Origin of the sequence: Streptomyces sp. NPDC102259, from assembly GCF_044766465.1 — a bacterium.
GTDB lineage: Bacteria > Actinomycetota > Actinomycetes > Streptomycetales > Streptomycetaceae > Streptomyces.
In genome coordinates, this window is the sequence record NZ_JBIWMA010000013.1 from 181,087 (window position 1) to 203,880 (window position 22,794).

The 22,794-nt window shown below is 70.3% G+C and carries 20 protein-coding genes, 1 tRNA gene and 1 riboswitch; of the genes, 16 read left to right on the plus strand and 5 right to left on the minus strand.

What is annotated here, in order from left to right:
- Positions 1–12: 12 nt before the first annotated feature.
- Positions 13–417 carry a hypothetical protein gene (locus ACIRPU_RS27710; RefSeq protein ID WP_384117011.1) on the minus strand — a complete coding sequence of 135 codons (405 nt, stop codon included), beginning with the start codon at positions 415–417 and terminating at the stop codon, positions 13–15.
- Positions 418–682: 265 nt separating this feature from the next.
- On the opposite strand from ACIRPU_RS27710, the gene ACIRPU_RS27715 reads away from it, so the two are divergent.
- From ACIRPU_RS27715 to ACIRPU_RS27770, 12 genes are all read left to right on the plus strand, one after another.
- Entirely contained in the window at positions 683–1,513 is an 831-nt protein-coding gene (locus ACIRPU_RS27715) for a glycoside hydrolase domain-containing protein (RefSeq protein WP_403871982.1), read from the plus strand.
- 200 nt (positions 1,514–1,713) lie between these two features.
- Positions 1,714–2,358 carry a SurA N-terminal domain-containing protein gene (locus ACIRPU_RS27720; protein WP_403871984.1) on the plus strand — a complete coding sequence of 215 codons (645 nt, stop codon included), beginning with the start codon at positions 1,714–1,716 and terminating at the stop codon, positions 2,356–2,358.
- Between the two features lie 79 nt (positions 2,359–2,437).
- Positions 2,438–3,433: a nucleoside triphosphate pyrophosphohydrolase gene (locus ACIRPU_RS27725; protein ID WP_403871986.1), complete on the plus strand. Its 996-nt coding sequence runs from the start codon at positions 2,438–2,440 to the stop codon at positions 3,431–3,433.
- A gap of 170 nt (positions 3,434–3,603) precedes the next feature.
- Positions 3,604–4,890 carry a cytochrome P450 gene (locus ACIRPU_RS27730; protein ID WP_403871988.1) on the plus strand — a complete coding sequence of 429 codons (1,287 nt, stop codon included), beginning with the start codon at positions 3,604–3,606 and terminating at the stop codon, positions 4,888–4,890.
- A gap of 205 nt (positions 4,891–5,095) precedes the next feature.
- Positions 5,096–6,121 (plus strand): transglycosylase family protein, encoded by a 1,026-nt coding sequence (locus tag ACIRPU_RS27735; protein ID WP_403871990.1) that lies wholly within the window; start codon positions 5,096–5,098, stop codon positions 6,119–6,121.
- A gap of 204 nt (positions 6,122–6,325) precedes the next feature.
- Positions 6,326–6,512: riboswitch (cyclic di-AMP (ydaO/yuaA leader) on the plus strand.
- A 3-nt stretch (positions 6,513–6,515) separates the two neighbouring features.
- Entirely contained in the window at positions 6,516–7,232 is a 717-nt protein-coding gene (locus ACIRPU_RS27740) for a transglycosylase family protein (RefSeq protein ID WP_385566045.1), read from the plus strand.
- Positions 7,233–7,574: 342 nt separating this feature from the next.
- The gene (eno, locus tag ACIRPU_RS27745) at positions 7,575–8,861 is read left to right on the plus strand and encodes a phosphopyruvate hydratase (RefSeq protein WP_403871992.1); all 1,287 of its coding nucleotides are present in this window, start codon (positions 7,575–7,577) and stop codon (positions 8,859–8,861) included.
- A 123-nt stretch (positions 8,862–8,984) separates the two neighbouring features.
- Positions 8,985–9,461, plus strand: coding sequence for a septum formation initiator family protein (locus ACIRPU_RS27750; protein WP_403871994.1), 477 nt, complete (start codon positions 8,985–8,987; stop codon positions 9,459–9,461).
- Between the two features lie 22 nt (positions 9,462–9,483).
- Positions 9,484–10,089, plus strand: coding sequence for a DUF501 domain-containing protein (locus tag ACIRPU_RS27755; protein ID WP_403871996.1), 606 nt, complete (start codon positions 9,484–9,486; stop codon positions 10,087–10,089).
- A complete protein-coding gene (locus ACIRPU_RS27760; protein ID WP_403871998.1) occupies positions 10,086–11,027 on the plus strand; it encodes an exopolyphosphatase in 942 nt (313 codons plus the stop codon). The genes ACIRPU_RS27755 and ACIRPU_RS27760 overlap by 4 nt, the downstream gene beginning before the upstream one ends.
- Positions 11,028–11,480: 453 nt before the next feature.
- Positions 11,481–12,875 carry an NAD(P)/FAD-dependent oxidoreductase gene (locus ACIRPU_RS27765; RefSeq protein WP_355704481.1) on the plus strand — a complete coding sequence of 465 codons (1,395 nt, stop codon included), beginning with the start codon at positions 11,481–11,483 and terminating at the stop codon, positions 12,873–12,875.
- 357 nt (positions 12,876–13,232) lie between these two features.
- On the plus strand, positions 13,233–14,522 hold the full coding sequence (locus ACIRPU_RS27770; RefSeq protein ID WP_403872001.1) for a class I SAM-dependent methyltransferase: 1,290 nt from the start codon (positions 13,233–13,235) through the stop codon (positions 14,520–14,522).
- 83 nt (positions 14,523–14,605) lie between these two features.
- On the opposite strand, the gene ACIRPU_RS27775 is transcribed toward ACIRPU_RS27770, so the two are convergent.
- Both ACIRPU_RS27775 and ACIRPU_RS27780 read right to left on the minus strand, forming a co-directional pair.
- Complete coding sequence (locus tag ACIRPU_RS27775) at positions 14,606–17,134, minus strand: ABC transporter permease (protein ID WP_403872003.1); 2,529 nt, start codon at positions 17,132–17,134, stop codon at positions 14,606–14,608.
- 54 nt (positions 17,135–17,188) lie between these two features.
- Positions 17,189–17,989: an ATP-binding cassette domain-containing protein gene (locus tag ACIRPU_RS27780; protein WP_403872005.1), complete on the minus strand. Its 801-nt coding sequence runs from the start codon at positions 17,987–17,989 to the stop codon at positions 17,189–17,191.
- 391 nt (positions 17,990–18,380) lie between these two features.
- Between ACIRPU_RS27780 and ACIRPU_RS27785 the strand changes: the two genes are divergently transcribed.
- The 3 genes from ACIRPU_RS27785 (at position 18,381) to ACIRPU_RS27795 (ending at position 20,987) form a co-directional block, all read left to right on the plus strand.
- Positions 18,381–18,464 (plus strand) — tRNA-Leu (locus tag ACIRPU_RS27785).
- A gap of 210 nt (positions 18,465–18,674) precedes the next feature.
- A complete protein-coding gene (locus tag ACIRPU_RS27790) occupies positions 18,675–19,850 on the plus strand; it encodes a 4-hydroxybenzoate 3-monooxygenase (protein WP_403872007.1) in 1,176 nt (391 codons plus the stop codon).
- A gap of 243 nt (positions 19,851–20,093) precedes the next feature.
- Complete coding sequence (locus ACIRPU_RS27795; RefSeq protein WP_062645217.1) at positions 20,094–20,987, plus strand: Bax inhibitor-1/YccA family protein; 894 nt, start codon at positions 20,094–20,096, stop codon at positions 20,985–20,987.
- Between the two features lie 97 nt (positions 20,988–21,084).
- Here the strand turns inward: ACIRPU_RS27795 and ACIRPU_RS27800 are convergent, their stop codons facing one another.
- Complete coding sequence (locus tag ACIRPU_RS27800) at positions 21,085–21,312, minus strand: DUF4287 domain-containing protein (RefSeq protein ID WP_020128488.1); 228 nt, start codon at positions 21,310–21,312, stop codon at positions 21,085–21,087.
- 134 nt (positions 21,313–21,446) lie between these two features.
- Here ACIRPU_RS27800 and ACIRPU_RS27805 point away from each other — a divergent pair, with 134 nt between their 5' ends.
- Complete coding sequence (locus ACIRPU_RS27805; RefSeq protein ID WP_384117057.1) at positions 21,447–21,728, plus strand: hypothetical protein; 282 nt, start codon at positions 21,447–21,449, stop codon at positions 21,726–21,728.
- Between the two features lie 3 nt (positions 21,729–21,731).
- Here ACIRPU_RS27805 and ACIRPU_RS27810 read toward each other — a convergent pair whose 3' ends face one another.
- Entirely contained in the window at positions 21,732–22,541 is an 810-nt protein-coding gene (locus tag ACIRPU_RS27810) for a hypothetical protein (RefSeq protein WP_403872010.1), read from the minus strand.
- Between the last annotated feature and the right edge of the window lie 253 nt (positions 22,542–22,794).

Consider the following 22,794-nt stretch of genomic DNA (forward strand, 5'->3'; position numbering starts at 1 on the left):
CGCTCGCAGGCCCTACCGGCCGTACGGGTACCCCTGCTGATACGGCTGGCCCTGAGGGGCCATGGCCGCCCCGTACGCAGGCTGGGCGGTCGGGATCTTCTTGTCGAACACCGCGCTCAGCAGCAGCACCGTCGCCGTCAGCAGGGTCACCAGGATGGCGATGCCGAAGAAGGCGTCCCCGTCGCCGTCGGGCGTGATCACCGCCCACGGCAGGATCACGCACTCGTACAGCGCGAACGAGGCGAAGGCCACCCAGTCCGAGGAGAGGCCGCGGCGGGTCGCCACGTACAGGAAGGGCACCCAGACCAGGAAGCCCAGCGAGCCCCAGACCAGGGCCACCCAGGCGAGCCGCTGGAACCAGCCGCCCGTCAGCCGTCTCTCCGCGCCCGCCGTCGTCGACGTCGTCGGCATTGTCATGTCGCCCCCCAAGTCACCTGGGGCAAGGGTAGGACACGGACAGGCCACCACAGGGCGTCGCTTCTTTACTGTGACATGAGTGAATCTTGTGGCTATGGGGACCCTGTGTTTCCCGATCGGTGAGATGCCGCGGGTTACCGTGCGTTCCGTTCAGGTGCTGGACGTCGAGCCGAGGCCGTATCGTCGCACCGAATCAGGGGACTTCAGCCAGAAACGACCGTACGCAGCGACAGCGCCGTACGCGAAGACGAACGATGGGGTGGGGATGGCCGAGCACCGGCAGTCCAGAAAGCGCAGATACATCACGTGGGGCGTGGCCGGCGCGGCCGTCCTCGCGGGGGCGGGGATAGCGGCGCAGACCTCGATGGCGGCCACCACCTGGCCCGCCCAGAAGACGTACACCGGCCGCGCCTTCGACGCCTGCACCGCGCCCTCGCTCGCAGCGATGAAGGCATGGAAGACCGACGGCTACTACGGGGGCGCCGCGGTCTACGTCGGCGGCAAGAACCGCGGCTGCGCGCAGCCCAACCTGACCGCCTCCTGGGTGAAGTCGGTCAACACGGCCGGCTGGAAGCTGATCCCGATCTACGTGGGCGCCCAGCCGTCCTGCCAGACCGGCTCCAGCCCCGAGAAGCTCACCGCCGCCACGGCCGCCTCCCTCGGCGCGACCGACGGCGCGGACGCGGTCGCCAAGGCCTCGGCGCTCGGCATGAAGGCCGGCAGCCCGATCTACCTCGACATGGAGCCCTACGACATCACCGACAAGGCGTGCAACGACGCCGTGTTGACGTATGTGCGCTCCTTCACCAAGACGCTGCGCGCCAAGGTCTACCGGGCCGGCTACTACGGCTTCAGCAGTTCCAGCGCCAAGGCCGTCGCCACCGCGACGAACAAGACGGACCTGCCGGGCAACCTCTGGTACGCGCTGTGGGACAAGAAGGACACCACGACCACCGACTGGCCGTGGGGCGCCACCCAGTACACCAACCACAGCCGCGGTCACCAGTACCTGGTGAACAGCAAGGAGACCCGCGGCGGCTACACGATCACCGTGGACCGCGACACGTGGGACGCCCCGGTCGCCATCGTCGGCTGAACCGGAACGGCCTCGCGAGGACCGCCCCGCGCGCGTGGGACTGAGCCCTCGCACCGAAGAGCGGGCGACGAGCGGGCGCGGCGGTGCCCGAAGTCCTGGTGAATCGTTGGTCGAATGGGTTGGCCCCAGCCGCCCCACTGCCTACCATCGATCACCGCAAGACTTTGTGCACCGTCGCACAATCTCCTCGGGAGGTTTCCTTGCACCGCCGTCGTCGCACCGCGCTCCTGCTGTCCGCCGCGATCGTGGCGGCCCCGCTCCTCGCCGCCTGTGGGAACGACGCGCATCCTGGCGCGGCGGCCGTCGTGGGCGACCAGCGGATCACCGTCGCCCAGCTGGAGAGCCGGGTGAACGAGGTGCGCACGGCCCAGCGGGCCGCGGTCACCGACGACGCCCAGTACGCGCAGGCCGTCGCGCAGACCGGTTCCCTCGCCCGCGACACCCTGCACGGCATGGTCCTCGACAAGGTGCTGCACCGCGCCGCGGACGACGCGGGCGTCAGCGTCAGCCGCCGGGAGGTCCAGGAGATGCGGGCCGGTCTGGAGCAGCAGGCGGGCGGGGCGAAGGGCCTGGAGGCGGCGTGGCTCCAGCAGTACGGCATTCCGCCGCAGCGCCTCGACGAGAACCTCCGCCTCCAGCTGGAGGCCCAGAAACTCGCCACCGAGCTCGGCACGAACACCAGCCAGCCCGCCTTCTGGAACGCGTTGTCCAAGGCGTCCAAGGCGCTCGACGTGGACCTCAACCCGCGCTACGGGAACTGGGACGCGCAGAAGGTCGCCCGCGTCGACGCGAAGACGCCCTGGGTACGGGAGATCTCGGCGGCGGGGACGCAGCAGACGACGTGACCGTGTGATCGTACGACCGGTCGGTCCTGCCTGTGGATAACTCGCGGGGGCGCTGACGGGTGTGGGTTACGTTCGGGGTGTGAACGCCAACAGCTCCGCCGCCGCCCCCACCGAGGTCGACGCCCCCGGTCGCGTCGTCCTGCTCACCACCAGCCACCGGGTCGCCCCCGGCCTGCTGTCCTGGCCCGCCTGGCAGGTACTGCGCACGGCGGACCGGGTGCTGTGCGCGGACGGCGCGCATCCGCAGCTGCCCTATCTGCGGGATGCGGGCGTCACCGTCGAGGAGACCTCCCCGACGGCAGAGGAGCTGCTCGCCGCCTGCGCCGGCGGCCGCACGGTCGTGGTCGTGGCCACCGGCGAGGGCGAACCGGCCCTCACCGACGGCCTGGCCCGCCTGGCCGGCTCCGGCCGGGTGTCGATGCCCGAGCTGGAACTGCTCCCCGCCTCCTACGACCTCCCCGGCGCCCGGCTTCTCGACCTCGTCCAGGTCATGGACCGGATCCGCGTCGAGTGCCCGTGGTCCTCCCGGCAGACCCACAAGGGCCTGGCGAAGTACGCGGTCGAGGAGTCGTACGAACTGGTCGAGGCGATCGAGGACGGCGACCACGACGAACTCCGCGAGGAGCTGGGCGACGTGCTGCTCCAGGTCGTCTTCCACGCCCGCATCGCCGAGGAGGACGAGGAGTCCCCGTTCTCCGTCGACGATGTCGCGGGCACGATCGTCGCCAAGCTCATCCACCGCCACCCCCATGTCTTCGGCGACGCCACGGCCACCACCCCGGAGGAAGTGAAGGAGCACTGGCTGCGCACGAAGGCGACGGAGAAGCGGCGGGAGTCGGTGACGGACGGCGTCCCCCTGCATCAGCCCGGACTGGCCCTCGCGGCGAAGCTCGTGTCCCGGGCCCGCACGGCACGCCTCGAGGTACCGCTGCCGGCGGCCGAGGGCATCGGCTACGAACTGCTCGCCCTGGCGGCACGAGCCGAATCGGAGGGCGTCGACCCGGAGGCGGCACTGCGCGCCGCGGCCAGGGCGTACCGGGACGCGATCCGCGGTGTCGAGGGGGTCGATGGTTAATACGGTGAGTTCCTGATCCGCCGAGCCACGAGGACGAAGCCGCCGAGGTATGCCGGCCCGCGCCGCCGCAGCCGACGGCGACGAGGGGGCCGCAAGGCCGCCGACAGGGGGCACCCCGGCGCGGGCAAGGCCCTCGCGGAGCGCGGCGAGGACACCGCTACGGTCAAGGGGTGACCGAGCAGCCCGAGCCAGACAGCACCGCTCCCGAACTCTTCACCTGGGAGTTCGCGACCGACCCGTACCCCGCCTACGCCTGGCTGCGCGAGAACGCGCCCGTGCACCGCACCGTGTTGCCCAGCGGTGTCGAGGCCTGGCTGGTCACCCGGTACGCCGACGCGAAACAGGCCCTCGCCGACCAGCGGCTCTCCAAGAACCCGGCGCATCATGACGAACCGGCGCATGCCAAGGGCAAGACCGGCATCCCCGGTGAGCGCAAGGCCGAGCTGATGACGCATCTGCTCAACATCGACCCGCCGGACCACACCCGGCTGCGACGGCTCGTCAGCAAGGCCTTCACGCCCCGCCGGGTCGCCGAGTTCGCGCCCCGCGTCCAGGAGCTGACGGATCAGCTCATCGACCGGTTCGCCGCCGAGGGCACGGCCGACCTCATCCACGACTTCGCCTTTCCTCTCCCCATCTACGCGATCTGCGACCTCCTGGGCGTGCCCCGCGAGGACCAGGACGACTTCCGCGACTGGGCGGGGATGATGATCCGGCACGGCGGGGGTCCGAGGGGCGGGGTCGCGCGGTCGGTGAAGAAGATGCGCGGCTACCTGCTGGAGCTCATCCACCGCAAGCGCGCGGAGCTCCCCGCGGACCCGGCTCCCGGCGAGGACCTCATCTCCGGTCTGATCCGCGCCTCGGACCACGGCGAGCACCTCACCGAGAACGAGGCCGCCGCCATGGCCTTCATCCTGCTGTTCGCCGGCTTCGAGACGACCGTCAATCTCATCGGCAACGGCACCTACGCCCTCCTCACCCACCCTGAGCAGCGCGGACGCCTCCAGCGGTCGCTCACCGAGGAGGACGGCGACCGCGGCCTGCTGGAAACCGGCGTCGAGGAACTCCTGCGCTACGACGGCCCCGTGGAACTCGCCACCTGGCGGTTCGCGACCGAGCCGCTGAGCGTCGGCGGGCAGGACATCGCGCCGGGCGACCCCGTCCTCGTGGTGCTGGCGGCCGCCGACCGTGACCCGGCGCGCTTCTCGGACCCCGACACCCTCGACCTGTCCCGCCGTGACAATCAGCACCTCGGCTACGGACATGGCATCCACTACTGCCTGGGCGCCCCGCTGGCCCGGCTGGAGGGCCAGACCGCGCTCGCCACCCTCCTGACCCGGCTGCCCGACCTTCGACTGGCCGCGGATCCGGCCGAGTTGAGGTGGCGCGGCGGGCTCATCATGCGCGGACTGCGGACGTTGCCGGTCGAGTTCACTCCGGTGCATTCCGGCTCATAAGCGGTCCATGTCTGACCGGACGTCAGCCGGAGTGTGACCGTTCGGCGGAGCAAAGGTGACCAACACTCAAGTCTGTGATCTTCACGTGATCTGCGCGGCATTAACTTGTGACAAGTGATCGTCTGCCGATACGTTCACTCGTCAGCGCGGAGCATCGGTCTCACCCGCCGCGCCGGTCAGTGCTGTCCAGAGAAAGGCCCCTCGCATGCTCTCCGGGAACGGTCGTCACCGTCGCCCCCGCCAGGCCCCGGCCCTCCTTGTCGCGGCCGGAGTGACGGGCTCCGCCATCGCCATTCCGCTGCTCGCCGCCTCCGGCGCGAGCGCGGCCGACGGCACGGTGTGGGACAAGGTGGCGCAGTGCGAGACCGGCGGCTCATGGAGCGCCGACGAGGGCGGCGGGGAGTACGGCGGCCTGAGCCTCACCCAGAAGGACTGGGAGGCGTACGGCGGCCTCGACTACGCGACGAGCCCCGACCTGGCCAGCCGCAGCCAGCAGATCGCCGTGGCGCAGAAGGTGCTCGCGGCCGACGGGATCGGCGCGTGGGGCACCTGTGGGCTGACCTCCGGGCTCACCCAGGAGAACGGCGCGCTGAACGTGGACACCGGCGTGGCGGACGACTCGTCCGACTCGTCCGACTCCTCTGGATCTTCCGGATTGTCCGACCTGTCCCGGGGCTTGTCCGGATCCTCGGGTTCCTCGACGAGCGGCGACTCCTCGACCGGATCGTCCGACTCATCCGGCTCGTCCGCTGATTCTTCCGGTTCGCCCTCGGCGTCCGCTTCCTCCCCTTCGTCCTCTTCCTCCGCTGCCACGGATGGCTCCGGCTCGACCGGCGGTTCCGGCGGCCGGGGTGAGGGATCGGCGGGCGACGGCTCGCCCACGGCGACCCCAGAAGCGGATGACTCAGACAATTCCGGCCAGGATGAGGGCTCTTGGAGCCTCGTCGACACCGGCTCCCTCGGCTCCGGCCGCCACCGTGGCACCACCGCCGACGAGGCGACGGCCAAGAGCGCGACCGACGCCGGCGTGGACGGCACCACCACCGCCTCCGCCGGCCGGCACGCCGCGGCCACCTATGTCGTCCAGGAGGGCGACTCCCTTGCGTCCATCGCCGACTCCCTTGGCCTCGACGGCGGATGGCGCGCCCTCTATGCCGAGAACAGGGGCCTCATCGGCGCCGACCCGAGCGACATCGCCGCCGGTCAGACCCTCGACACAGGGGTGGAATAGGGCGCAAAGCCCAAGAAAAACAGCGGGAGTTCACGTCACACTTCACACCGAATGTCCCTTTTGGTGAAAGTGTGGGATGAGTCTCAGAAGCCCTGATCGTCTTTGAAATTCAGCCGATCGCGTGTCTACGGTCGAGGCCACTCGGCAACCCGAGCCCCGGCCGTCGCAACGCCGAATCCTGCCAGCGACGAACCGGGAACAGTCGTCGCGCAAGCGCCGTAGGCAGGAGCGGGGGACCCAAGGTAAGTGCCGCGCCGGTCGGTTGACCGGAACGGCTCGGGGTGAAGCCACACCTCCCACGGAGCAGCGCTCCGGCGGGCGAGGACGTGGCCGGGCAACTCACACGGCCCGAACCCGACAGCTCACCTCGCAGGCGTCGGTGAGGGGATCCACCATGCTGTTTTCCGCCAAGGGCAAGCACCGCCGCCCGTCCAAGGCGACCCGCGTCGCCGCGCTCGCCGGCGTCACCGGTGTCGCCATCGCCGCCCCGCTCATGGCGGCCGGCAGTGCCTCCGCCGCCACCGCCTCCGAGTGGGACGCGGTCGCCCAGTGCGAGGCCGGCGGCAACTGGTCCATCAACACCGGCAACGGCTACTACGGCGGCCTCCAGTTCTCGGCGTCCACCTGGGCCGCGTACGGCGGCACCGCCTACGCCTCCACCGCCGACCAGGCCTCCAAGTCCCAGCAGATAGCCATCGGCGAGAAGGTCCTCGCGGGCCAGGGCAAGGGTGCCTGGCCGGTCTGCGGCACCGGCCTGTCCGGCGCCGCCTACAACGGCAGCAGCGCCGGCTCCTCGAGCTCCGGCTCGTCCAGCTCCTCCGGTTCCTCCAGCTCGTCGAACAGCGGCAGCACCAGCAGCCGCTCCACCGAGGAGCAGAGCGCCTCCCGCTCGACCGACCGCCCTGCCGCCTCCAAGACGGTCACCACCCCGACCGGCAAGAAGGTCAAGAAGGGTGACGGCGAGTACAAGGTCGTCAAGGGCGACACCCTCAGCTCCATCGCCGAGAAGCACAAGGTCAAGGGCGGCTGGGCGAAGCTGTTCGAGCTGAACAAGGACATCGTCGTCGACGCGGACCTCATCTACCCGGGCCAGCAGCTGCACCTGAAGTGACACCTGGCCCCAAGAGAAGCCACAGCGCCCTCACATCCGAGGTCGGCACACTGAAGACCTCGTGAGGGTCACCCCCCGTCCCCACGGGCTCCCCGCTCCGGTGCGTGTTCCCCCGTACGCACCGGAGCGGGGTTTCTCTTTGCCCGTTCGTCACTTCCTGTCGACCTTTCTCGGCCACCCCCTTTGTTCCGGGCGGAAACAATAGGTACGGTCTGTCTGTCCACGGGACGGTCGGTCGGCTGCCGACGGCCCCGGGGCGGTTAGGCTCTAGTCGCAAGGCCCAGCCAGGGCTCATCAAGGCCCCTGGGCCCCGCACAACCAGCGTCACATCCCAAGAAGGAGATGCTCGTGCCGTCCATCGACGTCGTCGTAGCCCGGGAAATCCTGGACTCCCGAGGCAACCCCACGGTCGAGGTCGAGGTCGGCCTCGACGACGGCAGCACGGGTCGTGCCGCCGTTCCGTCCGGCGCCTCCACCGGTGCCTTCGAGGCCATCGAGCTCCGCGACGGTGACCCGAACCGCTACCACGGCAAGGGTGTCGAGAAGGCCGTCCTCGCCGTCATCGAGCAGATCGGCCCGGAGCTCGTCGGCTACGACGCCACCGAGCAGCGCCTGATCGACCAGGCCATGTTCGACCTGGACGCCACCGACAACAAGGGCTCGCTCGGCGCCAACGCCATCCTCGGCGTCTCGCTCGCCGTCGCGCACGCCGCCTCCGAGGCCAGCGACCTGCCGCTGTTCCGCTACCTGGGCGGCCCCAACGCGCACCTGCTGCCGGTGCCGATGATGAACATCCTGAACGGCGGCTCGCACGCCGACTCCAACGTGGACATCCAGGAGTTCATGATCGCCCCGATCGGCGCGGAGTCCTTCTCCGAGGCCCTGCGCTGGGGCGCCGAGGTCTACCACACTCTCAAGAAGGTGCTGAAGACCAAGGGTCTGTCCACCGGCCTCGGCGACGAGGGCGGCTTCGCCCCGAACCTGGAGTCCAACCGCGCCGCCCTCGACCTCATCATCGAGGCCATCAAGCAGGCCGGCTACATCCCCGGCGAGCAGATCGCGCTCGCGCTCGACGTCGCCGCGTCCGAGTTCTACAAGGACGGCAAGTACGAGTTCGAGGGCAAGTCCCGCTCGGCCGCCGAGATGACCGAGTACTACGAGGAGCTCGTCTCCGCGTACCCGCTCGTCTCCATCGAGGACCCGCTGTACGAGGACGACTGGGCCGGCTGGAAGGTCATCACCGACAAACTGGGCGACAAGGTCCAGATCGTCGGCGACGACCTCTTCGTCACCAACCCCGAGCGTCTGGCCCGCGGCATCGAGGAGGGCTCCGCCAACGCCCTGCTCGTCAAGGTCAACCAGATCGGTTCGCTGACCGAGACCCTGGACGCCGTCGAGATGGCCCAGCGCAACGGCTTCAAGTGCATGATGTCCCACCGCTCCGGCGAGACCGAGGACGTCACCATCGCCGACCTCGCGGTCGCGGTGAACTGCGGTCAGATCAAGACCGGCGCCCCGGCCCGCTCGGACCGCGTCGCCAAGTACAACCAGCTGCTGCGCATCGAGGAGATCCTCGACGACGCCGCGGTGTACGCCGGCCGCAGCGCCTTCCCGCGCTTCAAGGGCTGAGCACAGGCCGACGCCGCTGACCCGAACCGGGTCAAGGCTCCGCCAGTCGTACGTACGTCCCCGTACCCGGTCCCGTACCGTGTGCGGGGACGTACGCACGTGTGAGACGGGAGGCGGGAAGCAGTGGCCGTGAAGGACCGGGACCGTTTCTCCACCGCGACCAGGATCAAGCTGCTCGGCGAGCAGACCGCGGCCCGGGTCTACCGCTCCCAGACCAAGCGCCAGGCCCGCCGCTCCCGGCTCACCGGCCGCGCCGCGCTCCTCGCGCTCGTCCTGTGCACGCTGATCGTGGCCCTGGCCTATCCGATGCGTCAGTACGTCTCCCAGCGTGCCGAGATCGCCGATCTGGAACGGGAGAAGCAGCAGGCAGCAGAACGCGTCGAGCAGTTGCGCGACCTCAAGGCGCGCTGGCAGGACGACGCCTACGCCGAGCAGCAGATCCGGCAGCGGCTGCACTACGTGCTGCCGGGGGAGACCGGGTTCGTCGTGATCGATCCGGACGCGGCCAAGCAGTCCCGCGCCGACCTCGGGGCGACCGACCGCCCCTGGTACTCGAACGTCTGGGACGGCGTCGACAAGTCCGACGCCTCCGACCAGTGAACTGACCGATAGAAAGACAGGCATGGAAACGCCCCCGCCGACCACCCCGCGCACCGAGCCCACCGACGCGGACGTCGAGGCCTTCAAGCAGCAGCTCGGACGGCCGCCGCGCGGTCTGCGCGCGATCGCGCACCGCTGCCCGTGCGGCGAGCCGGACGTCGTGGAGACGGCCCCCCGCCTGCCCGACGGCACCCCCTTCCCGACGCTGTACTACCTGACGTGCCCGAAGGCCAACTCGGCCATCGGCACGCTCGAGGCGAACGGCGTGATGAAGGAGATGACGGAGCGGCTGCGGACCGACCCGGAACTGGCCGCCGCCTACCGTGCCGCGCACGAGGACTACATCCGGCGCCGGGACGAGATCGAGGAACTGAAGAACTTCCCCAGCGCGGGCGGCATGCCGGACCGTGTGAAGTGCCTGCACGTGCTCGTCGCGCACTCCCTGGCCGCCGGCCCGGGCGTGAACCCGCTCGGCGACGAGGCCCTGGAGATGCTTCCGCAGTGGTGGCGCAAGGGCACGTGCGTGACGCGGTCCCAGCCGCCGTCCGGCGAAGGGTGGCAGGTGGAGACGTCGCAGGACGGCTCGGGACACTTCGCCTTCAAGCCGGTCGGGGGGGATGCCCGGTGACCCGCGTCGCCGCCGTCGACTGCGGTACGAACTCGATCCGCCTGCTCGTCGCCGACGCCGACCCGGAGACCGGTGAGCTGGTCGACCTGGACCGCCGGATGACGATCGTCCGCCTCGGGCAGGGCGTCGACCGCACCGGACGGCTCGCCCCCGAGGCGCTGGAGCGGACCTTCGCGGCCTGCCGGGAGTACGCGGCCGCCATCAAGGAGTACGGCGCGCAGCGGCTGCGCTTCGTCGCCACCTCCGCCTCCCGGGACGCGGAGAACCGGGACGAGTTCGTGCGCGGGGTGCTGGACATCCTCGGCGTCGAGCCCGAGGTCATCACCGGCGACCAGGAGGCCGAGTTCTCCTTCAACGGCGCCACGAAGGAACTGAAGGGGCGTGCCGACCTGGCCAAGCCCTTCCTGGTGGTGGACATCGGCGGCGGCTCGACCGAGTTCGTGGTCGGCGACGACCGGGTCCGCGCCGCGCGCTCCGTCGACGTGGGCTGCGTACGGATGACGGAGCGCCACCTGGTCGTGGACGGGAAGGTCACCGACCCGCCCACCGCCGGGCAGATCGCGGCGATGCGCGCCGACATCGAGGCCGCTCTCGACCTCGCCGAGCGGACGGTCCCGCTGCGCGAGGCGCACACCCTGGTCGGCCTGGCCGGCTCGGTGACGACGGTCGCGGCGATCGCCCTGGGCCTGGACGCGTACGACTCCACGAAGATCCACCACGCGCGGATCGGCGTCGACCGGGTCAGGAGCATCAGCGGCGACCTCCTCGAGGCCACCCACGCACAGCGCGCCGCGTATCCGGCGATGCACCCGGGCCGGGTGGACGTGATCGCGGCCGGCGCGCTCGTCCTGCTGGCGATCATGGAGCGGATCGGCGCGCAGGAGGTCGTCGTGAGCGAGCACGACATCCTCGACGGCATCGCCTGGTCGATCGCGTGACCCCGACCGACCCGCTACTTGCACTCTGCTGAGCAGGCAGGATGCCCGTATGAGCAGTCCCGAGGGGCCCTTCGTGGCCCCTCGGACGCGTTCCGGAGGCACCCCCTCGGGAAAGTTCGTGAAGTTCTTCACAAGGAATTCGGCCCTGTCGGAGGACAGAGGCGTCCCGGTTGACCCTTCCGGGGGCCCAACATCCCTGTGAACGTGTTCAAAAGAGGCGCGCACGGACGTATCGCGGAGGTCGGGGGAAGGGGCCCCGGACGGCCCTCACGGAGCCCTTCCGAACCCGGAGAGGCAGCTCACGCGGCATTGACAACGCCATGCCCTACACGCTGGTTCCCGCTCCGCGCCATGACGTGGATCACGCGAGCGGCGGAGGATAGCACACACCCCCGGGAAGCTTGTGAAGGGGCGCACGAGCGACCCCCCTCGAGCGGGTGGATACTCGATGGCATGAGCACCACGGAGCGTCCCAGGATCCTCGTAGTAGGCGGTGGGTACGTAGGCCTGTACGCAGCTCGGCGCATCATGAAGAAGATGCGCTACGGCGAGGCGACCGTCACGGTCGTCGACCCCCGGTCGTACATGACCTACCAGCCCTTCCTCCCCGAAACCGCCGCCGGCAACATCTCCCCGCGCCACGTCGTCGTCCCGCTGCGACGCGTGCTGCCCAAGGCGGAGGTCCTCACCGGCCGGGTCACCACCATCGACCAGGACCGCAAGGTCGCCACGATCGCCCCACTGGTCGGCGAGGCGTACGAGCTGCCCTTCGACTACCTGGTGATCGCGCTCGGCGCGGTCTCCCGCACCTTCCCGATCCCCGGCCTCGCCGAACAGGGCATCGGTATGAAGGGTGTCGAGGAGGCCATCGGCCTGCGCAACCACGTCCTCGAGCAGCTCGACAAGGCCGACTCCACGACCGACGAGGAGATCCGCCGCAAGGCGCTCACCTTCGTCTTCATCGGCGGCGGTTTCGCCGGTGCGGAGACCATCGGTGAGGTCGAGGACCTGGCCCGGGACGCGGCCAAGTACTACAAGACGGTGTCCCGCGAGGACATGCGCTTCATCCTCGTCGACGCCGCCGACAAGATCCTTCCCGAGGTCGGCCCCAAGCTGGGCCAGTACGGCAAGGAGCACCTCGAGGGCCGCGGTGTGGAGATCTACCTCTCCACCTCCATGGACTCCTGCGTCGACGGCCACGTGGTGCTGAAGAACGGCCTCGAGGTCGACTCGAACACCATCGTGTGGACGGCGGGCGTCAAGCCCAACCCGGTGCTGGCCCGCTACGGCCTGCCGCTGGGCCCCCGCGGTCACGTCGACACGGCCCCCACCCTCCAGGTCCAGGGCACCGACTACATCTGGGCCGCCGGCGACAACGCCCAGGTCCCGGACGTCGCCGCCCGCAAGGCCGGCGTCGAGAACGCCTGGTGCCCGCCGAACGCGCAGCACGCGCTGCGGCAGGCCAAGGTCCTCGGCGACAACGTGATCTCCGGTATGCGGGGCTTCCCGCAGAAGGAGTACTCGCACTCCAACAAGGGTGCCGTGGCGGGCCTCGGCCTCCACAAGGGCGTCGCGATGATCGTCATGGGCAAGGTGAAGATCAAGCTCAAGGGCCGTCTCGCCTGGTACATGCACCGCGGCTACCACGGCCTGGCGATGCCGACGTGGAACCGTAAGATCCGCGTCTTCGCCGACTGGACGCTCGGCATGTTCCTCAAGCGCGAGGTCGTGGCGCTGGGCGCGCTGGAGTCCCCGCGCGAGGAGTTCTACGAGGCCGCGAAGCCGGCGCCGGTCGCCGCGAAGCCGGCCGCCGAGAAGACCGAGAACGAGAAGGCCAAGGCCTCCTGACCTCCGGTCACCGAAACACCCCCGAAGGGGCCGTCCGCCATCCGTGGTGCGGACGGCCCCTTCGCCGTCCGCCCGGCCTGCCCGGCCTGCTTCGCCCGGCCCGGCCTGCCCGGCCTGCTCCGCCCGGCCTGGCCTCCTCGCCCGGCTCGCCTGCCTAACCCGGCCGCCCCGCCTGACCCGCCCGGCTCGCCCCGTCCGCCCCCGCCCGAGGCGGGCGGCTCCGGCGATGGTCGATACGCATGCTGTGTACATGTATTTTGCCGAGTCGTGACGGCCGTGCGGGACTGGACCGCGCGCTCTTCCGTGTTTACGTGGTGTCAGGACATTGCGGGATCACCCGTCACGGAGGTGTGCATCATGGCTGACGCCGCGCCGCGGCTCCATGCCCTCGTCGAACAGTTGCTGGGAGCCCCCTTGCCGGTGCGCGTCCGCGCCTGGGACGGTTCGCAGGCGGGTCCGCCCGATGCGCCCACCCTGGTCGTACGCAATCGCCGAGCCCTGCGCCGGCTCCTCTTCAAGCCCGGCGAACTCGGCCTCGCCCGCGCCTGGGTGGCCGGCGACCTGGAGATCGAGGGGGACCTGTACACCGCTCTCGATCTGCTCTCCGGCCTGATCTGGGAGCGCGGCGAGGACGCCCGTACGCTCGCGCAGGCACTGCGCGACCCCGCGTTCCGTTCGGCGGTGCGCGGCCTGCTGAAACTCGCCGGACCGCCGTTGCCGCCCGCCCCGCCGCGTGAAGAGGTCCGCCGGACCGGCCACCTCCACACCCGCGGCTCCGACCGACGCGCCATCAGCCACCACTACGACGTCGGCAACGACTTCTACGCGCTCGTCCTCGGCCCGTCCATGGTCTACTCGTGCGCCTACTGGGAGTCCGGGGACGGCACCCTCGAACTCGCCCAGCGTGACAAGCTCGAACTCGTCTGCCGCAAGCTGGAGTTGAGACCCGGGTCGCGGCTGCTGGACGTCGGCTGCGGCTGGGGCTCCCTCGCCGTCCACGCGGCCCGCGAGCACGGTGCGACCGTCGTCGGGATCACCCTCTCCCAGGAGCAGGCGGCGTTCGCCCGCAAGCGCGTCGCCGACGCCGGGCTGACCGACAGGGTCGAGATCCGCGTCCAGGACTACCGGGACGTCACCGACGGCCCGTTCGACGCGGTCTCCTCCATCGGCATGGCGGAACACGTCGGCTCCGAGAAGTACCTGGAGTACGCGCACGTCCTGTTCGCGCTGCTGCGGCCCGGCGGCCGGCTGCTCAACCACCAGATCGCCCGCCGTCCGCACCGCGACGAGTCGGCGTACGGCGTGGACTCGTTCATCGACGCCTATGTCTTCCCGGACGGTGAACTCGCCCCCGTCGGCACCACGGTCACCCAGCTCGAACGCGCGGGCTTCGAGGTCCGTGACGTCGAGTCGATCCGTGAGCACTACGCCCTCACCCTGCGCCGCTGGGTCGCCCGCCTGGAGGCCGACTGGGAGCGGGCCGTCCACCTCACCAGCCCCGGTCGCGCCCGGGTCTGGCGGCTCTACATGGCCGCCTCCGCCGTCGCCTTCGAACGCAACCAGATCGGCGTCAACCAGGTCCTGGCCGTCCGGACCCCCGGCTCGGGCGACTCCGGGATGCCGCTGCGCGCCCGCACCTGGAACTGACGGCCGCGCGACGCGCGAGGGGCCCCGCCGCATCGCGCGACGGGGCCCGACCGGGCTTGTTCTGCTCGGACCTGCCCTGCTCGCTACTCGGACTTGATCGCGGCCAGCATGTTCAGGCGCGACGCCCGCCGGGCCGGCCACAGCGCGGCCAGGATGCCCACCCCGGCGGCCAGCAGCAGGAAGACGGCCATCCGGGCCCACGGCACGACCAGTTCGTACGTCGGCATGCGGGTGCCGAGCAGCTCGCCGGCCGCCCAGCCGAAGAACACGCCCAGGCCGATGCCGAGCACGCCGCCGAAGAGCGCGATCACCAGGGACTCCAGCCGGACCATCCGCTTGACCGAGCGCCGGTCCAGGCCGATGGCCCGCAGCATGCCGATCTCCTGGGACCGCTCGAAGACCGACATCGCCAGGGTGTTGATGACACCGAGCACCGCGACGATCACGGCCATCGCGAGCAGCCCGTAGAGCATGTTCAGCATCAGCGTGAACATCTTCGCGACCTCGTCGGAGAGGTCCTGCTTGCTCTGGACCTTGATGGCCGGGTTGGAGCCGAGGGCCTTCTCCAGCCGGTCCTTCGTGGCGTCCGAGGCGCCGCCGGACGTCTTGACCATGACCCGCATGTCGGTCGGGTCCGCCAGATGCGGGGTGAGGGCGGCGTTGTCCAGCAGGATGCCCTCGATCAGCTCGTTGCCCTCGTAGACCCCGGAGACCGTCAGCTGCTGCTTCTTGCCGTCCTCGTAGTTCACCGTGAAGGACGAACCGGCCTTCCAGCCATGGGACTCGGCGGTGGTGTCGTCGACGACGACCTGGCCGCCGTCCACCTCGAAGGAGCCGTCGTCGACCTCGAGGTCGGTCAGCGCGCCGATGGTGGAGCCGGTGACGCCGGTGAGGTACTCGGTCGTGCCGTCGATCCGGCCGGGGGCGTTGCGCATCGGGCTGGTGGCGGTCACGCCGTCGGTGGCCCGCAGCTTCTCGTCGATGCCGGCGGAGAGCTCGTTGCCGTTCGCCATCGACACGACGTAGTCGGCCCTGATCGCGGAGGACGCCATCTTGTCGATGGACTTCTGGAGGCTGCCCGCCATCACCGTCATGCCGGTGATCAGGGTCAGGCCGATCATCAGCGCGGAGGCCGTGGCCGCCGTACGGCGCGGGTTGCGCACCGAGTTCTGCCGGGCCAGCTTGCCGGACACCCCGAAGATCCGCAGGACGGGCGCGGCGGCCGCGATCAGCGGGCGGGACAGCAGCGGGGTCAGGATGAAGACGCCGATGATCAGCAGGACCGCGCCGATGCCCATGGGGGCCTGGCCGTCGGAACCGCTCATCGACGTCGCGGCCAGGACCACGGCGACGCCCGCCGCCGAGAACAGCGCGCCCAGCGTGTTGCGCAGCACCAGCGACTTGGTGCTCGCGGGGGCGTGCACGCTGCTCATCGCGGCGACCGGCGGGATCTTCGCGGCCCGACGGCCGGGCAGCCAGGCCGCCAGCATGGTGATGACGACGCCGACGACGAGGGCGGCGGCGACCGTGCCGCCCGAGACGACGAGCGGTCCGTCGGGGACGGTCGCCCCCAGCGTCCCCAGCAGCGAGCGCAGCCCGGCCCCGATGCCGATGCCCGCGACCAGACCGGTCACCCCGGCGACCGCGCCGACGACGAACGCCTCGATCAGCACCGACCGCGTGACCTGCCGGCGGGAGGCGCCGACGGCCCGCATCAGGGCGAGTTCCTTGGTGCGCTGGGCGACCAGCATGGTGAAGGTGTTGGCGATGATGAAGGTGCCGACGAACAGCGCGATCCCGGCGAAGACGAGCAGTCCCTGCTTCATCCCGCTCATCGAGGCGGAGATCGTCTCCGCCTGGTCGTCGGCGAGTTGCTTCCCGGTGACGGTCTCGACCTCGCCCTTCGGCAGGGCGGTGTCCAGCGCGGACTTCAGCGCGCTCTGCGAGGTCCCGGCGGCGGCCCGGACGTCGATCTCGTCGTAGGTGCCGGTCTTGCCGAAGAGCGTCTGCGCGGTCGCCGTGTCGAACAGGGCGAGGCTGCCGCCGGCCGCGACATTGCCGTCGTCGGTGGTGAAGACGCCGGTGATCTTCGGGGTGAGGACGGGGCCGTCGACGGAGAGCCGTACGGTGTCGCCGACCTCGTACCCGGCCCGCTCGGCGGTCTTCGAGTCGATGACGACCTCGCCCGCGCCGCTCGGGGCGTGCCCCGAGGCGAGCGGGTACCGGGCGTCCTCGTCGCCCCAGTAGTTGCCGCCCTGCGACTGGAAGCCGCCGCCGATGAGCTTGCCGTCCCGGTCGGCTATGGCGGTGAAGCCGTTGACGACGCCGATGGCGGACGCGGCGCCCGGCACCTTCGCGCTCCGCTCCAGCAGCGCCTGGGTCAGCTCGGGCGTCTTGACGATGCGGTCGCCGACGTCCTCCTGGACCTCGGCGGTGACGGCGACGTCGACCTGGTCGAAGCCCTTGGCGGAGCTCTTCTGGAGGGCGCCGGAGAGGGTGTTGGTGAAGACCAGGGTCCCCGACACGAAGGCCACGCCGAGCATCACGGCGAGCACGGTCATCAGGAGCCGGGCCTTGTGCGCGAGTACGTTGCGCAAGGCGGTTCGGAACATGGGTGTCGTCTTCTCAGTCCTGCTCGTCGCCGAGCGGTCGGTCCCGGTCGGGGATCAGCTGGTGCGGCCCTTGGCGTCGGACTCGGGGGTCTGGGGGTTTCCCCCGGAAAGGCGCAGCATCCGGTCGAGCACCGAGTCGGCCGTCGGGTCGTACACCTCGTCGACGATCCGCCCGTCCGCGAGGAAGATCACCCGGTCCGCGTAGGCCGCCGCCACCGGGTCGTGGGTCACCATCACCACCGTCTGCCCCAGCTCCCGCACCGAGTTGCGCAGGAAGCCCAGCACCTCGGCGCCCGAGCGCGAGTCGAGGTTTCCGGTCGGCTCGTCGCCGAAGATGATGTCGGGCCGGGAGGCGAGGGCGCGGGCGACGGCGACCCGCTGCTGCTGGCCGCCGGAGAGCTGCGAGGGCCGGTGGCTCAGCCGGTCGGCGAGCCCCACCATCCGGATGACCTTTTCCAGCCACTCCTTGTCCGGCTTGCGGCCCGCGATGTCCATCGGGAGCGTGATGTTCTCGATCGCCGTCAGCGTCGGCAGCAGGTTGAACGCCTGGAAGATGAACCCGATCTTGTCCCGGCGCAACTTGGTGAGCTGCTTGTCCTTCAGCGTGCCGAGCTCGGTGTCGCCGATGCGCACGGAGCCGGAGGAGAAGCTGTCGAGGCCCGCCACGCAGTGCATCAGGGTGGACTTGCCGGAGCCGGACGGCCCCATGATCGCGGTGAACTCGGCCTGCCGGAAGTCGACCGAGACCCGGTCCAGAGCGACCACCTGGGTCTCGCCCTGTCCGTAGATCTTCGACAGGTCCGTGGCGCGTGCGGCCACGGCGGTGGTCCGCTCTGCGAGGGGGCTGGTGGTCACGGGCATGGCTCCTGACGGGACGACGGCATGTCTGGGGACTTGGATCCATCGTCCCGGCCGCCGACGGCCGTGTAGTCAACCGCTGTTCCGGTTCCGAAGGCAGCCTCGGGTCGGACGGTGGGCCGCCCCGTCATACCTGGGGATGACGTCGGTCCCTGAGAGCCGGGTCGTCAAGAACCGGTGGAGCAACCTCGTTCGGACGGTGAAATTCCGTCATTCCGTGTACGCAAGCGGTTGCCACGCGCGAGGCTACTGGCAAGTGCAGATGGCTAGTTCCAGGTGCTGATGCACCCTCAGACGTCAATAAAATAAGACAACATCGGTCCGCTGCTCCGCTGTTCGAGGGACGGATCCCGATAGGGTCGGAAGCTCAAACGGAGCCCTCAGGCCTGCCCAGATGGTGGAATGCAGACACGGCGAGCTTAAACCTCGCTGCCCCTTCGCGGGCGTGCCGGTTCAAGTCCGGCTCTGGGCACTTCCGACGTCTCGGCGATCGCTGCATCCTCCATCGAGGCATTGACCGCCGCGACGGCCGGCTCCCGCCTCGTCTCCACCCGTCCCCTCCGCTCCGCCCCTCCATCCGATCCGCCGATCCGGCCGTTGACACCCGGTGGGCGGGGGCGCAGACTCACGTGCCAATACAGTGAAGAAAACTTCACTTTGCGAACAGTGAAGGGAGCGCCCGATGCGCACCACCGTCGGCATCGTCGGCGCCGGCCCCGCCGGCCTCCTCCTCGTCCGGCTGCTCCACGACGCGGGCATCGCCTCCGTCGTGCTGGAGAGCCGCGACCGCGCCTACGTCGAGCAGCGCCAGCGCGCCGGGATCCTGGAGCAGGGGACGGTGGACGTGCTGCGCGCGGCCGGCGCCGGGGAGCGCATGGACCGCGAGGGGCTGCCCCACGACGGCATAGAGCTGCGGTTCGCCGGGCAGCGTCACCGCGTCGACTTCCCCGCCCTCACCGGCGGCCGGTCGGTGATGGTCTACGCGCAGACCGAGGTGTGCAAGGACCTCATAGCGCTCCAGCTCGCGGACGGCGGCCCGCTGCTGTTCGAGGCGGAGGCGCTCGCCGTCGAGGACGCCGGCACCGACCACCCGCGGATCCGCTTCCGCCACGAGGGCGTCGAGGACGTCCTCGAGTGCGACTACGTCGTCGGCTGCGACGGCTTCTGGGGCGTCGCCCGGCAGGCGATCCCGGCCGCGTCGACCCGCGTCTTCGAGCGGACGTACCCCTTCGGCTGGCTCGGCATCCTCGCCGACGTGCCGCCCTCGCACGACGAGCTCGTCTACGCCCGCCACGACCGCGGCTTCGCACTGCTGTCCATGCGCTCCCCGTCCGTCTCCCGCCTCTACCTCCAGGTGCCCGAGGGCACGGACGCGCAGCGATGGGCCGACGAGGAGATCTGGGACGAGCTGGAGCGCCGCTTCGAGACCGACGACGACTGGAAGCTGGAGCGCGGGGCGATCACCCAGAAGTCGGTCACCCCCATGCGCTCCTACGTGCACGAGCCCATGCGGCACGGCCGGCTCTTCCTCGCCGGGGACGCGGCCCACATCGTGCCGCCGACCGGGGCGAAGGGCCTGAACCTCGCCGTCGGCGACGTCGTCACCTTCGCGCGGGCGCTGACGCACCAGCGGGAGACGGGGTCCGCCGCTCTCCTGGACGCCTACTCCGCGACCTGTCTGCGGCGCGTGTGGCAGGCCGAGCGGTTCTCGTACGACATGACCACCCTCCTGCACCGCGCCCCCGACGCCACCCCCTTCGAGGACCGGCTCCAGCTGGCCCGTCTGGAGCGGATCGCCTCCTCCCGGGCCGCCGAGACCGACCTGGCCGAGGCGTACACCGGCTTCCCGTTCGGGTGATCGGACGGCGGGTCCCGTCAAGGGCCCGGACGGGCCCGTCCGGGCCCGTCCGGTCTCCGCGGGGTACCGGACATGTCGCGGATCGGTCATGAATACGGCCCTCCTGTGCCGGGAATCACGACGCCACGTAGCGTGTTGGGCAGCAGCAACAGGGAAAGATCCTCCCCAAGCACTAGGGTCAATCCTTTGCCTACCTATTACCCTTGAGCTCAAGGCCGCGCAGTGTGGCCACGGAGGAGTGCAATGAGGAGCAGAAACCCGGTCTTCTCGCGACGGGGGTTCAGCCGCGACAACGGCTACGCGGGCTTCAACGCCGCGCCGCAGGCCGGGGGACCCGCAGTCGGCACGCAGCAGGGCAATCCCTACGCCCAGCAGGCCGGCAACCCGTACGCGCAGAACCCTTACGCCCAGCAGGACCTTCAGTACGGCGCCCCGCCGCAGGCCCCGGCCGCCGCCGGCCGGATGACCATGGACGACGTCGTCGCGCGCACCGCGACCACGCTCGGCCTCGTCGTCCTCACCGCGGTGCTGTCCTGGGTGCTGCTGCCCGTCGACGAGGCCAACATCGGCAAGTCGTACGGCATCGCCATCGGCGCCGGCCTGGTCGCCATGGTGCTGGCCCTGGTCCAGTCGTTCAAGCGTCGCGCGGCCCCCGCGCTGATCCTGTCGTACGCCGCCCTCGAGGGCGTCTTTCTCGGCGTGATCTCCAGCGCGGTCTCCACGTACATCGCGGACGGCGTCGTCGCCCAGGCCGTGATGGGCACGATGGCGGTCTTCGCCGGTGTGCTCGTGGCGTACAAGGCGGGCTGGATCCGCGTCAACCGCCGCTTCTACGGCTTCGTGATGGCCGCCGCGCTCGGCTTCGTCCTGCTGATGGCCGTGAACCTGCTGTTCACCGTCTTCGGCGGCGGCGACGGCCTCGGCTTCCGCAGCGGGCCGCTCGGCATCGTGTTCGGCGTCATCGGCATCCTGCTCGGCGCCTGCTTCCTGGCCCTGGACTTCAAGCAGGTCGAGGACGGCATCGCGTACGGCGCCCCGCGCGAGGAGGCCTGGCTCGCCGCCTTCGGCCTCACGCTGACGCTGGTGTGGATCTACATGGAGTTCCTGCGACTCCTCTCGATCCTCAACAGCGACTGAGCGACCGGGCGGCCAACCGCCCGGACAGCGAGAAGGGCCCCGGGACTTGATCCCGGGGCCCTTCTCCGTGTCCGTAGGGTGGTGTGTCGCGTGCGCGCTAGAGGAGTTTGCGCGCGGCCCTCCTCAGGTCGTACTCGTGGATGATCGCCTTGGCGTGGCCGTACGCGAGGTTGTGCTCGGCGCGCAGCCAGCTGACCTTCTCCTCGAAGCGGAGAGCGGGGCCTTCGTCGACGGTGCGCAGCCAGTCGGCGACTTCACGACCGGTGCAATGGGGGATGCGGGCCAGTATGTTGCGGTGGGTCTCCTCGGAGAGGACATGGGACATCGGCGCCTCCGGTAGCAAAGGGGATGTAAGCCGGTCCTTCAGGTCACCGTGCCTGAGTGTTCGCCCGTTGGCAACAGTGCCGGTGCGACGCGTAGTCTCGCGGCGTGGCTGATACGACGTCCCTGACCCGTGCGGTGGACCACTTCGCCGATCGTCTGCGCGCCGCCTCGCAGAGCCGACTCCAACGAGGCGCGGCCACGGAGGCGCTGGCGCTGGCCAGGGAGCTGGTCCGGCGCGCGCAGCTCATCGAGGAGCCCGGAGCGCTGCCGCGCGAGATGCCGGACGCCGGGATGTTCGCCGCCGCCGATCAAATCACCGTCGCGGTGCACGACTTGGCCCTCGTACTCACGGACGAGGGCCAGGTCGAGGAAGCTCTGGAGTTGGTGGCGCAGGCGCAGAAGCGGGCGGGCGTGTGAGCCTCACAGGCTCGCTATGACCCGGTCGGCCAGGATGTAGACGTTCTCCGCGCCGCACTGGAACGTCAGGGTGTACGCGCCCGAGATGCCCGACCCGCCCAGCAGGAACGGGGTCTCGCCCGCGGTGAGGGCCGAGGCGAGGCGTTCCGCCGTCTCGCGGTGGCCCGGGGTCATGCACAGGGTGGTGCCGTCGGCGAACACGTAGACGTCGAGGGTGCCGAGCGGCCCCGGGCGGACGTCGGTCAGCTCGATCCGGGACGCGGCCAGTTCCTCGAGCGTCGCCACCGTGCGCTCGTGGTCGTTCACGATCGGTGACTGGACCGGTACGAAGTCGGGGTGGGACGGATGACGGCGGCGGGCCGCGGCCAGTTCGGCGGAGTCCCCGGCGAACTCGTCGGCGTCCGCGCCCGGCTCGGACACGGACTCCAGCGGCTCCAGGCCCACGAAGTCGCTCTGGCGGGGCAGGAACAGCTCACTGTCCGGGAGACCCAGCAGGGAGGGCGCGTCGGAGGCGTCACGAGCCTCCTGGGCGGCCCAGAACGCGCGCGCCTCGGCCAGCTCCCGCTCCCGCTCCTCAGCGAGCGCCTCGGCCACGGCGGCGCGTATCTCGGCCGCGTCGGCCGTGGTGCGGGCGGCCGGGACGAAGCCGCGCAGTTCCGCGGCGGTCTCCTCGGCGTTCCTGGCGTCCTTGGCGAGCTGGGCGTGCAGGGCGGCGACCTGTCGGCGCAACTGCAAGAGGGTGCGCAGGACGGCGACGCCCACGGCGCCCGTGGCGGCCGTGGTGACCAGCAACGCGATCGGCATGGCGCTCACTGACGTACTCCCGGTTCAAAGTCGACCCCCGACTTCCTACATCAGCTTGAAGGGTGGACTATCCACCTGTCAGTGCGTAACGTCACGAAACGGGCAGGAGTTTGGGCCTGGAGTTTGATGGCGAACCGCGCTGAGCTGGGTAAATCCCTCCGGCGAGGGAGATAGGTCACATCCTGGGGGAGATTGGATCACAAAACGGCCCGGAGTCCAGGGGCTTTCCGGACTCCGGGCCGATCCGTCACCGCAGGTGCTG